Origin of the sequence: Clostridium estertheticum, assembly GCF_018861295.1 — a bacterium.
GTDB lineage: Bacteria > Bacillota > Clostridia > Clostridiales > Clostridiaceae > Clostridium_AD > Clostridium_AD estertheticum_D.
Genome location: NZ_JAHLDM010000004.1, coordinates 209,649 through 222,321 on the forward strand (window position 1 = coordinate 209,649; position 12,673 = coordinate 222,321).

Genomic DNA, 12,673 nt, shown 5'->3' on the forward strand with positions numbered 1-12,673 from the left:
TAACGTATCTTACTTAACATATATTAATTAAATTAGTTATTAACTTGTAATTCTTTGCCTGTAATGCTTGTCTTATCTCTCTTACAATATAAGTCTTAACAGATATAACCTAAATGTCCTATCGTGTTATATATCAATATATTCCACATATTTAAGGGTGCTATACTTCTATAATTAACTTTAATTAGTATTCAACACATACAATTTATAGATTTTATCTCAATAAATATAAATTGAGAATAAGAATAACCTGTTTTTCTTCCCTTTTGAACCATTTTATTACCCCCAAACACAAAAATAAAGTAGTATATAACTTACAAACTTTACGCTTGAAATCATACACTACTTTATTTTTATAAATGGCTTAAACCCTTGTTAATTCCTATTCCCACTCAATTGTGGAAGGTGGCTTACTAGTTATATCGTAAACAATTCTGTTTACTCCTTTAACTTCATTAACGATTCTACGAGATACTATATCTAATACCTCATATGGTATTCTAGCCCAGTCTGAAGTCATTGCATCAGAACTTGTAACAGCTCTTAAAGCTACTGTGTGACAATATGTTCGCTCGTCACCCATAACTCCAACGGACTTAATGTTAGGAAGACATGCAAAATACTGCCATATCTCACTTTCAAGTCCTGCTTTAGCTATTTCATCTCTAAAAATTGCATCTGCCTCGCTAGTTATAAATAATTTTTCCTCAGTTATTTCTCCAAGTACTCTTATAGCGAGTCCTGGTCCTGGGAACGGTTGTCTCCACACTAAGTGATGTGGTATTCCAATTTCCTCTCCAACAGCTCTAACCTCATCTTTAAATAGTTCTCTTAAAGGCTCAATTAGTTTAAAGTGCATATCTTTTGGAAGTCCTCCAACATTGTGATGACTTTTTATAGTAGCTGAAGTAGCAGTACCACTCTCTACTACATCTGGGTATATTGTTCCTTGAACAAGGAAATCTAATTGGCCGAGTTTATTTGACTCTTCTTCAAAAACTCTTATAAATTCTTCTCCAATTATCTTTCTCTTTTTCTCTGGGTCACTTATGCCCTTAAGCTTACTGAGGAACCTATCTTTAGCATTAACTCTTATTATCTTCATGTCGAATTCACCGTTAAATATAGTTTCAACTTGGTCGCCTTCATCTTTTCTAAGTAACCCATGATCTACAAACACACAAGTTAACTGATCACCAATCGCTTTGTAAACAAGTACTGCAGCAACTGAAGAATCAACTCCACCTGAGAGAGCACAAAGTACTTTTTTATCTCCAACTTGTTCTCTAATAGCCTTAATTTTCTCCTGTGCAAAAGAAGACATTGACCAATCGCCATTAACCTGACATACATCATATAAGAACTTTCTAATCATTTCTTCACCAAAGAGAGTATGTTTTACTTCTGGATGAAATTGAACTCCATAAAGTTTTTTAGAAACATTTGCCATAGCAGCTACTGGACAATGCTTAGAAGTCGCAATAATCTCAAATCCTTTTGGTACTTTAGATATATGATCTGTATGACTCATCCAACATTGATTTTCACCTATTCCTTTGAAAATAGTAGCATCTTTATTTAGGTCAACTTCTACTTTACCATATTCACGAACTTCTGATGTTTTAACTTCTCCACCAAATGCATGTGCCATTAATTGAGCACCATAACATATTCCTAATATAGGAATACCAATTTCAAATATTTCTTTTTCAATTTGTGGAGCACCATCAGCATATACACTATTAGGTCCACCTGTGAATATTATACCTATTGGATTCATGCTTTTTATTTTTTCAACAGAATATGTATATGGTATTATTTCACAGTAAACACTGTTTTCTCTAACTCTTCTTGCAATAAGTTGATTATACTGACCACCAAAATCAACTACTAAAACTAATTCTCTATTAATCAATGTTTTTCCTCCTGTACATTTAAGCCTTAATTTATCTATTGTTACCTGTATTATCTATACTATCAGTTAATTATCTATTTTCATCTATACTAGTTGTTTACGCTATAGTTTGGTGATTCTTTTGTAATTGATACATCATGCGGATGACTTTCACGTAATCCAGCTGAAGATTGAACAACAAATGTTGAAGTTTCAAACAATTGTACAAGTGTTGCTGAACCCAAATATCCCATACCAGACCTTATACCACCGATCATCTGGAATATTGTATCTATAACGCTTCCTTTAAAAGGTAATCTTCCTTCTACACCTTCTGGAACTAACTTCTTATTTCCTTCTTGGAAATATCTATCCTTACTTCCACAAGCCATAGCACTTAAAGAACCCATGCCTCTGTATACCTTATAACTTCTTCCTTGATATATTTCCATTTCACCTGGTGCTTCCTCGCAACCTGCGAACATAGAACCAATCATTACTACCTTAGCACCTGCTGCTAATGCCTTAACTATGTCTCCTGAATATTTTATACCACCATCTGCAATTACAGGAATTCCATATTTATTTCCTTCTTCAACACAATCCATAACTGCTGTAAGTTGTGGAACACCTACCCCTGCAACAATTCTTGTAGTACAAATTGAACCAGGACCTATACCAACCTTTACACAATCTGCCCCTGCTTCAATTAAATCACGAGTTGCTGCAGCAGTTGCAATATTTCCTGCAATTATTTGAAGTTCTGGGTATGCAGCCTTTATTTCACGTACAGCATCTAGTACTCCTAAAGAATGACCATGAGCTGTATCTATAGTTATTACATCCACGCCAGCCTTTACAAGTGCAGCTACTCTATCCATCTTATCAGCAGTTACGCCAACTGTTGCGCCACATAACAATCTTCCGCGAGAATCCTTTGCAGCATCTGGGAATCTTAAAGTTTTCTCTATATCTTTTATAGTTATAAGACCTCTTAAATTATTTTGGCTATCTACTAAAGGTAACTTCTCTATTTTATGTTTTTTAAGAAGTTCTTTTGCTTCTTGCATACTTGTTCCTTCTGGTGCTGTTATTAAATTTTTGCTTGTCATTATATCTTTAATCTTTTTACTATAATCAGTTTCAAAGACTATATCTCTATTAGTAATTATTCCAACGAGCTTTCCATCTGTTGTAATTGGAACTCCTGATATTCTATATTTTTTCATTAATTCCAAAGCATCTTCTAGAAGGTTTTCTGGTGATAAGTAGAATGGATCTGTAATTACACCATTTTCTTGTCTTTTAACTCTATCAACTTCAATAGCTTGATTTTCAATACTCATATTTTTATGTATAATGCCTATTCCACCCTCTCTAGCCATAGCAATAGCCATTCTAGATTCAGTAACGGTATCCATTGCCGCACTCATTAGTGGTATATTAAGTTTTATTTTTTTTGTAAGGTAGGTACCTAAAGTAACATCTCTAGGTAAAACCTCAGATTTGTTTGGGACTAACAATACATCGTCAAATGTATACGCTTGTTTTAATATCTTTGCCATTTAATCAACACCCCTTCGAACTTCTATTTTAGGTACATAAAAATAAATATCATATCAAAAATGATATTATATTTAATTAAATGTTCCTTATATTCATTTTTTATAATTGGTATAAACCCACATATATATACAATATTGAAAAATAAGGTATAAAATATAGAAAAGCATACTAATCCTACTTTAACCAAAGTAAAATTAGCATACCTAAAATAAGTTCATACTAAAATTACCCATAGTGGTCAATTTAAGGCTGACCGTAGATGCTCCTTGCCGTATTCAAGGGATATATGAGTAGAATTGTTTTTGTAGCTATTATAACCATGATAGTTAATGTTTAAAGATTTGTCAATAACTATCTTGTGCTTGCTCGTTTACATATTAAAAACATATTTTTATAATCTAATAAAATAAGAAAAGAAATCTAAGTCTGTAATCATTTATACTGGCAAATATCTTGCTATATTAAATTTATTAAGTTATATGCTAGCTGAATTTCATAAAACCTCAAACTTTTCTCACATTTTCCCTGTATCATTATATTTAAACAATTAATAACAAATAAGGAGGAAAAATTATGTTAGGAAAATCTATAAAACGTTTATTAGCCATTTCATTAATAAATGTTTCTATTTTTGCTATGGGGGGGTGTGCGACTTCACAACCTGCTAAAGTTGCTGATACAGCAAGTAAACCTGCGGCTACAGCTACACCTGCTACTAAAAGCACTGGAAATGCACCCTCTGTTATTCTCGACACAACTGCAATAGCGCCTACTAAAGTTTTTGATAAGTTATATTTTATAGGAACCAAAGGTACAGGTGTATGGTTGCTTAATACTACCGATGGGCTAATTCTAATTGACTCAATGAATGATACTGCAGATGCTAAAAATATCATCGTGCCTGGTATCAAAGCATTAGGTTTTGATCCGGCTGATATTAAATATGTATTAGTAACACATGGACATTGTGATCACTATGGTGGTGCTAAATATATACAAGATACTTATGGTTCAAAAGTACTCTTAACTACTGTCGATTGGGACCTTATGAATAAAAACTTCACAGATAAAGCTGCCGGAAAACCTGGTATGCCGGCTCCACCTCTTCCAACAAGCTACTCAGCTATCACCGATGGCCAGAAACTGACACTCGGAGATACAACTATTACAATTGTTTCTACTCCCGGTCATACTCCTGGAGGTGTATCATTGATTATTCCTGTAACTGACAATGGTACAAAACATACGGTAGCTATGTGGGGTGGAACTGGCCTTCCACAGTCACTTGCAGATAACAAAGCATACCTAAGTTCCCTTGATTACTTCGCCAAATTTACTGATGCGGCAAAAGTAGATGCTGAAATTACTGCTCATTCAACCGTGGACAATGGCGCTGCAAGAATGGAAACCCTTACTACCCGTAAGACTGGCGACCTAAATCCTTTTGTTATTGGTCAGGATGCCTATAAAGTTTACATGGACAAGATGAAAACAACTGTTAATACAAATATTGAAAAATTAAGTAAAAAATAATTAGCAGCTATTATCTCATAAATAAACATAAAATAGAAAACACCCAAAGTTAAATTTGGGTGTTTTTTTATTATGAAAAACAATTTTAGACCATCAATGTCTAATTATAAAAAATATAGATAAACATATTTAATCTGTATAATGTAAAGTTTAACTATCTTTCTTTGGTATGATAAACCATACCCGTGTACCTACATCTCTTTGACTTTCAATTCCGTATTTGTAATGGTGCAACTCAAAAATCTCCTTAACAATTGCCATACCAAGTCCTGCACCACTTTTCCCACTCTTTCTAGATTTATCAACCTTGTAAAAACGATCCCAAATATATGGCAGCTTATCTTCAGAAATTCCTTCTCCATTATCGATAATACTAATATCTATATTGGGTGTTGTAGATATTAATTTAATTTCAACAATACCATTTAAATGAGAATGTCTAACAGCATTTTGCAATATATTACAAAACACTGAATGGATTTTATCTTTGTCTGCAGTTATGAGTAGTTTATCATTAAAGGTTTTTAGGACAATCTGCACATTTTTCTCTGCTGCTAGAGCCTGCATATCATTTATAATATCCTTAATTAAAACGATAAGACAAAATGAAGATAATTCAAGAACATAGGTTCCTGACTGAATTTCAGATAATTCAAGAATGTCTTCCACCATAGTAGTTAACTTTTTAGAATTCATTATAATAATTTCAGCATATTTGTCTTTGTCTTTTTTTTCTATGGTGTCACAATCATGTAATAACTCTCCGTATGCTCTAATACAACTGATTGGAGTTTTCAGTTCGTGAGATATATTGGCTATAAACTTCTTTTGTATATTATCCGTTTGTTTTAATCGACTAGCCATATAGTTAATTGTTTGAGCAAGCATTGCTATTTCGTCTTTTGATTGAACAGAAATTACTGTATCAAAATATCCCTCAGCAATTCTTTTAGAAGCCGTATTGATTTTTAAAATAGGTTTAGAAAACTTATTTGCTAATATAAAGGCGATACAACTTCCAATAAACAACGAAATTAAACATATAACCATTAACTGTTGCTTTAAAATAGATGTTGTTTCATTAATTTTCCCAATTGTGGATTGAACAATTACATATCCTTTTTTAGCATCATTTACTGAATTCCCCATTACGATAGAATTGAATATTGTGCCGTTTAATTTAAATGATTTAACTATTTCTTGTGTTTGGGGTTGTATTTTAGTTTTTATGCAATTAATACTTTCTTGTATAATTCGCTCGCTATTCTTTACTTTTGTAGCTGAGGTATACTTTATATTAAAATTTTCATCTGTCACAATAATTATGCAATCATATGTAGGACCAAAATCTATAATTTCATTTAATACATCATTTGATGAACTATTATTTTCAATCATGGATGAAACATTCTTAATTTCATGTTCCATTACCTTAGTACGTTGGGAAATATAATATTTTTCTAAAAAGACAACTTGAAAAATCCATGAAATTGCAAAAATAATGACAATAATTAAAACAATCGATGCCCATAATTTACCAACTATTTTATTCACTTTTCATCACCTTGAGTTTATATCCAACTCCCCAAACCGTTTGAATACATCCTTTTTCATGACCAAGCTTTTCTCTTAGTTGTTTTATGTGTGTATCAACGGTCCTGAAATCATTGACATCCTTATCGTTCCAAATTTTTTCAAGAAGCTTTTCTCTTGAAAAAGTCATATTATAATTATTTACGAGAATAAATAAAAGATCAAATTCTTTTTTTGTAAGTGAAATTTCATTAACATCTACAAAAACTTCTCTAGTAAATGGATTAATTCTAATTTTTCCAACATTAATATATGATCTTTGTGTTCTATTTACTTTTTTCATTCTCTTTAGAACTGCTTGAATTCTAGCTGCTACTTCCTTAAGACTGAAGGGCTTTGTAATATAATCGTCTGCCCCAAGCTCAAAACTTTGGAGCTTATTGTATTCTTTAGAAAAGACTGTCAGCATAACAATAGGTACATCTGATATTGATCTCACTTGTTTAAGCACTTCTATTCCATCAATTTTAGGAAGTGAAATATCCAGCAAAATCAAATCTACCAGTTCTAAGGTGAATATATCCAAAGCTTCTTTTCCATCATAAGCTTGAAGTGTATTATATCCTTCCCTCAATAAATAGATTTTAAGTGCATCATTAATTTGTTCATCATCTTCAACAATTAAAATACTGAATTCATTTTCATCCATATAAGACCATCCTTAAAATAGCGTGTGTAGTTTAGAAATATGATAGAAATCTGAGGTTAATAATAATATTCCAGTCAAAATTGCGACAATAACCTGATAATCGCAAATTCTTCAATCATCATTTGATCTATATTTTTAGATTTTATTTTTTTTCTTATAATACCAAACCTTCTTGATTATTCCCGGTTAGGCAAAGGTACTTTAATTTCATTTACTGATAGATTAGAACTAATATCTAACCATTGGTAATCTCTTGGATTTTCATTGATATAGTCAATAAACTTTTTTACAGTTGAAAGCATTTTACATTTATCAATGTACTCTATACATTTGTATTTGTCAACTGAAAAGTCCCCCATATATCCCAGTCCCGCAGGGATTATTTTCATTCTTCCCCCCAAAAATTGCAATAAAAAAATTAACTAGATATAATCTAGTTAATTTTTTTATTCTAATATATTTTATTCTAATTAATTAGAATATTATTTTTTCTTAGTACATTCCATCCATTCCCATTCCTGGTGCTCCACCCATTGGTGCTGGATTTTTCTCTGGAATATCTGCAACTGCAACTTCTGTTGTTAAGAATGTTGCTGCAACAGATGCCGCATTTTGAAGTGCTGATCTTACAACTTTTGTTGGGTCAACAATTCCTGCTTTATTCATATTCACTAATTTATCATGTAACGCATCATATCCAATTTCTCCAGCGCTTTCTCTAACTTTTTCTATTACAACTGAAGCTTCTGCACCAGCATTGGTAACGATTTGTCTTAATGGTTCTTCTAAAGCTCTCTTTATTATGTTGATACCTACTTGAATATCTGATACATCTGAAGTTAATTTAGCAATCTCAGTAATTGCATTAATATAAACTGTTCCACCACCTGGAACTATTCCTTCTTCAACTGCTGCTTTTGTAGCTGCAAGAGCATCTTCTATTCTTAATTTTTTCTCTTTTAATTCAGTTTCAGTAGCAGCTCCAACTTTTATTACAGCTACTCCTCCTGCAAGTTTAGCAAGTCTTTCTTGTAATTTTTCTTTATCAAAATCTGATGTAGTATCTTCAATTTGTTTTTTAATTTGAGATACTCTATCATGTATTGCGTTCTTATCGCCTTTTCCATTTACTATTGTAGTGTTTTCTTTAGATATTTTAACACTTTCAGCTTTTCCAAGCATCTCAACAGTAACATCTTTTAATTCTTTTCCTAGTTCTTCACTTATAACTTCTCCACCAGTTAGAGTTGCTATATCTTGAAGCATTTCTTTTCTTCTATCACCAAAACCTGGAGCTTTAACGCCTACACAAGTAAAGGTTCCTCTTAACTTATTAACAACTAATGTGCTTAAAGCTTCCCCTTCAATGTCCTCTGCAACTATTAACAATTTTTTACCTTGCTGAACAATTTGCTCAAGTATTGGAAGTATGTCTTGTATATTAGTTATTTTTTTATCTGTTATTAAAATATATGGTTCTTCAAGATTTGCTTCCATCTTTTCTGTATCTGTAACCATATATGCACTTAAATATCCACGGTCAAACTGCATTCCTTCAACTACGTCAAGTTCTGTTCCCATAGATTTTGATTCTTCTACAGTTATAACGCCTTCATTACCTACTTTTTCCATAGCATCAGCTATTAAAGCACCTGTTACTTCATCGCTAGCTGATATAGATGCAACTCTAGCTATATCCTGTTTACCACTTACTGGGTTAGAAGCTTTTTTAATTTCTTCAACTGCTTTATCTACAGCCATTTTTATACCAGTTCTAATCATCATTGGATTAGCTCCAGCTGTAACATTCTTTAGACCTTCTCTTATTATAGCCTGAGCAAGTAATGTAGCTGTAGTTGTTCCATCTCCTGCTACATCATTAGTCTTTGTAGCAACTTCTTTAACAAGTTGTGCTCCCATATTTTCAAACGGATCTTCAAGTTCTATTTCTCTTGCTATAGTAACACCATCATTTGTTATTAATGGTGATCCAAATTTCTTATCTAAAATAACATTTCTACCTTTGGGTCCTAGTGTTATTTTTACTGTGTTTGCAAGTTTGTCTACACCTCTTTGCATAGCTCTTCTTGCTTCTTCTCCAAACAATACATTTTTAGCCATTTAAAAACCCTCCTTGTGTGTTAATGATTAAATATAATTAATAATAATATTTAATCATTTTTGCGATTAATTAAATATTATTTTTCAATTATAGCTAATAGTTCTTCTTGTTTTAATATGATATAGTCAATACCATCATATTTTATTTCATTCCCTGAATATTTAGAGAATAATACTTTATCCCCTGTTTTAACTTCCATTTTAATTAATTTTCCATCTTCTGTTTTTCCTGGTCCTACTGCAATAACCTCAGCTTCTTGCGGTTTTTCCTTTGAAGCTCCTGCAAGAACTATTCCACTTTTCGTAGTTTCCTCTGCTTCTAACCTTTTAATTAATACCCTATCACTAAGTGGTCTAATGTTCATTTTAAACCCCTCCTTTTATATTTTTATTCCTTTTGTTAGCACTCAGCGTATCCGAGTGCTAATATGTTCTATAACTTATATGATAATTAATAATCAGTATAATAGCAACTTCAACCACTCTACATATTATTCCATTTATAACCATACAAACAAATTATGTTTTATAACCACCGTATTTCGTAGTTATTCTCTCATTTGCTTTATTCATTCCAATTTATGCAATTTTTATGAATTTATTTATTCTTGTATACATTTATGTATATCAGTTATACTTACTAATAGAGGTGATTTTGTGAATGTTTTAAACAGATCGATTATTAACTGCTTTTCTGTAACCTTTATTATTAGGAATATAAAGGCCTTTATTAAATTTTTATATAAGGCGGTTTTTATTTCGAGTTTTATGTTTTCTTTTTTAATTTTGAGTGTATATTTTACTTTACTTTTTAAACCCTTGTATTATATGGATATTGGAATATTAAATATTGAAAATTCTTCGGGCTTAAATAAAAGCGAACTAAAATCCAATTATAATTATGTTATCACATATTTAACTCAAAATACAAACGAAGAATTTAATCTCCCAACACTACCATCATCTATTCATGGTAAAATTCATTTTAAAGAAGTTAAAGTAATATTTGATAAACTCAAAATAATGCTATTTTTTTCAATATTAGTAAGTATTATAGGAATACTTATAAATAAAAAACGGAAAACAATAAGATATCTATTAACTAGTTCCATTTCCCTTATTGTCATACCGATGCTATTGCTTATACCCTTTCTAGTTAATTTTGATAAAAGTTTTACAACTTTTCATCACATCTTCTTTAACAATGATTATTGGCTCTTTGATATTAAATCAGACCCGATAATAACAATCCTACCTCAAAGTTTTTTCTTTCACTGTGCTATATTAATGATTTTTTTAATAACCATGTGCAGCATAACGTTGAGTTTTATATATAAAACAGCTAAAAAGTCACATTCTTTATAATGTTTATAAGGGTGTGCTTTTAATATGTTTTTTTCTTTTTAATCATATTTTTAATTATAATATTACCTTTTAAAATTCCTATTATGAATAAAAAGCTCATTATTACGCCTATAGTTATTAAACTTGTAACATCTTTTGAATATATTTTTCCCCCAAAATAAGATGATATAAAAACCCCTGGAACTCTGCCTAGTGTTGAATATATGCAAAAATCTTTAAAAGAAATATTTGATACACCACATATATACGCTAGTGCATCCTTAGGTATTCCCGGAATTAAATAAAATATGAATACAACAATCCTTTTACTTCCCACATCTAATATTTTTTTAAAGAATTTTACTTCCTTTTTTAACATCAGTTTTTCCACTAATGGTTTGCAATAGTCCTTAGCAATAAAATATACTATTATGCTTCCTAAAGTAATCCCAATTAAAGATATCACTCCACCCCAAAAAACACCAAAAATATATCCCCCAGCAATTTGTATAAATTCTCCCGGAATAAAAAAAACTACTACTTGTAAAACCTGCATAAGTATGAAGACTAAAATACTGAAATTACCGTATGAAAGAACAATATCTTTCATTATATTAGGATTTTTTATTATATACGAATACTTGAAAGAATACTCATATCCTATACATATGAAAACCAACAAAATTGCTATTATTACTATATGTTGTTTATGCCCTAACAGCTTTATCCTTATATAATCCCATACTCTTTTCATAATTCTCCATCCTCTTCATTTTTATAAGGTTCAATAGTAGTCCATAATTTTATATCTTATCTTTTATTTTGCTTAATTTTCATTAATTTATTCTATTTTAATATTATTTTCCCTCGCATAATAAAATAAATACTGTTGTGCAAAACCTGCTAAGTTTTCAAACTTATCTCTAGCAAAAATTCTTATTTTAGGTAGTGACACATCTGGTGCTAAATAAAAAAACTGCATTGCTCTCTTAACCCATACATCCACTGGAAAAGCAGAATATTTTTGCATGGAAAACAACATGATACAATCAGAAACCTTTGGTCCAATACCACTTAGTTTTTGTAACTCTTGGTGACAAATATCATCATCACATGATTTAATAAATTCCAAGTTTATTTCACCTGCATATATTCTATGCACTGCATCCTTTACATATTTAGATCTAAATCCTAGACCACAACTTTGAATTTCCTCAATAGATGCTTTATCTAATTCTGCTGCTGTTGGGAACGTATAGTATGTATCACCTTTATATTCTATTGCTTTTCCCCATTTTTCGCTTAACCTATTTATAGCTCTTTTTATCATAGGTATTCTATTATTTGAAGAAATTATAAATGATATTGTAAGTTCAAATGGTTCCTGCTGAAGTAGTCTAATCCCATAACCAAAGTTAACTGATCTTTCAAGAAGTGGATCTTTTCGAAATTTTTCTTTAATAACCGTATACTCTCTTTTAAGATCAAAATAATCACACCAAATCATTTGAAATTCTTCTTCATTTATATTATATATTTTTACTTCCATCTCATTTTTTTCTACTTCTATTACCTTTCCATATGCCACTCCTATATAGTTACCATTCTCTTGCTTGTTCCATCTAAAACATTGCCCACATTCGAATATATGAGCTAATTCGAAGTTATCTACACCTTTTATGATAATACCCTTATCAAATGATTCAACCTTTTTATAATCCATATTTTTTTCCTTTCCTTAATCCTTATTATAATATACCAATAAATGATAATAAAATTCATTATTTTAAAAAACAACTCCATAAACCTTTGTTTATGGAGTTATTTAAGTCCAATTTATTAGTTTGTTAACATTTCATCTATAGCTTTAGCAGCTTTTTTGCCTGCTTCCATAGCTAGTATAACTGTAGCTGCTCCTGAAACTGCATCTCCACCAGCATATACATTCTTTTTAGATGTTAATCCAGTTTCAT

The 12,673-nt window shown here is 30.9% G+C and carries 11 protein-coding genes and 1 riboswitch; of the genes, 2 read left to right on the forward strand and 9 right to left on the reverse strand.

Going from position 1 to position 12,673, the window contains the following annotated elements; translation table 11 throughout:
- Nucleotides 1-382: 382 nt before the first annotated feature.
- Together guaA and guaB are read right to left on the reverse strand one after the other, a co-directional pair.
- A complete protein-coding gene (guaA, locus tag KPL54_RS06725; RefSeq protein WP_216105857.1) occupies nucleotides 383-1,912 on the reverse strand; it encodes a glutamine-hydrolyzing GMP synthase in 1,530 nt (509 codons plus the stop codon).
- A 92-nt stretch (nucleotides 1,913-2,004) separates the two neighbouring features.
- Complete coding sequence (guaB, locus tag KPL54_RS06730; RefSeq protein WP_216105838.1) at nucleotides 2,005-3,459, reverse strand: IMP dehydrogenase; 1,455 nt, start codon at nucleotides 3,457-3,459, stop codon at nucleotides 2,005-2,007.
- 213 nt (nucleotides 3,460-3,672) lie between these two features.
- A riboswitch (purine riboswitch) is annotated at nucleotides 3,673-3,770 on the reverse strand.
- A gap of 263 nt (nucleotides 3,771-4,033) precedes the next feature.
- Here guaB and KPL54_RS06735 point away from each other — a divergent pair.
- Nucleotides 4,034-4,993, forward strand: a complete 960-nt coding sequence (locus tag KPL54_RS06735; protein WP_216105839.1) for an MBL fold metallo-hydrolase — start codon at nucleotides 4,034-4,036, stop codon at nucleotides 4,991-4,993.
- A 150-nt stretch (nucleotides 4,994-5,143) separates the two neighbouring features.
- Here KPL54_RS06735 and KPL54_RS26720 read toward each other — a convergent pair whose 3' ends face one another.
- The 5 genes from KPL54_RS26720 to groES form a co-directional block, all read right to left on the reverse strand.
- On the reverse strand, nucleotides 5,144-6,547 hold the full coding sequence (locus KPL54_RS26720; RefSeq protein WP_216105840.1) for a sensor histidine kinase: 1,404 nt from the start codon (nucleotides 6,545-6,547) through the stop codon (nucleotides 5,144-5,146).
- Nucleotides 6,540-7,235, reverse strand: a complete 696-nt coding sequence (locus KPL54_RS06745) for a response regulator transcription factor (protein WP_216105841.1) — start codon at nucleotides 7,233-7,235, stop codon at nucleotides 6,540-6,542. Before KPL54_RS06745 ends, KPL54_RS26720 begins: the two co-directional genes overlap by 8 nt.
- A 176-nt stretch (nucleotides 7,236-7,411) precedes the next feature.
- Complete coding sequence (locus KPL54_RS06750; protein ID WP_216105842.1) at nucleotides 7,412-7,624, reverse strand: hypothetical protein; 213 nt, start codon at nucleotides 7,622-7,624, stop codon at nucleotides 7,412-7,414.
- A gap of 103 nt (nucleotides 7,625-7,727) precedes the next feature.
- Nucleotides 7,728-9,356, reverse strand: a complete 1,629-nt coding sequence (gene groL / locus KPL54_RS06755; RefSeq protein ID WP_216105843.1) for a chaperonin GroEL — start codon at nucleotides 9,354-9,356, stop codon at nucleotides 7,728-7,730.
- 77 nt (nucleotides 9,357-9,433) lie between these two features.
- On the reverse strand, nucleotides 9,434-9,721 hold the full coding sequence (gene groES, locus KPL54_RS06760; protein WP_171299175.1) for a co-chaperone GroES: 288 nt from the start codon (nucleotides 9,719-9,721) through the stop codon (nucleotides 9,434-9,436).
- Between the two features lie 79 nt (nucleotides 9,722-9,800).
- Between groES and KPL54_RS26465 the strand changes: the two genes are divergently transcribed.
- On the forward strand, nucleotides 9,801-10,721 hold the full coding sequence (locus tag KPL54_RS26465) for a TIGR01906 family membrane protein (RefSeq protein WP_216105844.1): 921 nt from the start codon (nucleotides 9,801-9,803) through the stop codon (nucleotides 10,719-10,721).
- A gap of 19 nt (nucleotides 10,722-10,740) precedes the next feature.
- Here the strand turns inward: KPL54_RS26465 and KPL54_RS06770 are convergent, their stop codons facing one another.
- Both KPL54_RS06770 and KPL54_RS06775 read right to left on the reverse strand, forming a co-directional pair.
- On the reverse strand, nucleotides 10,741-11,454 hold the full coding sequence (locus KPL54_RS06770; protein ID WP_216105845.1) for a TVP38/TMEM64 family protein: 714 nt from the start codon (nucleotides 11,452-11,454) through the stop codon (nucleotides 10,741-10,743).
- Between the two features lie 87 nt (nucleotides 11,455-11,541).
- Nucleotides 11,542-12,423, reverse strand: a complete 882-nt coding sequence (locus KPL54_RS06775; RefSeq protein ID WP_216105846.1) for a DNA-3-methyladenine glycosylase family protein — start codon at nucleotides 12,421-12,423, stop codon at nucleotides 11,542-11,544.
- Nucleotides 12,424-12,673: the final 250 nt, after the last annotated feature.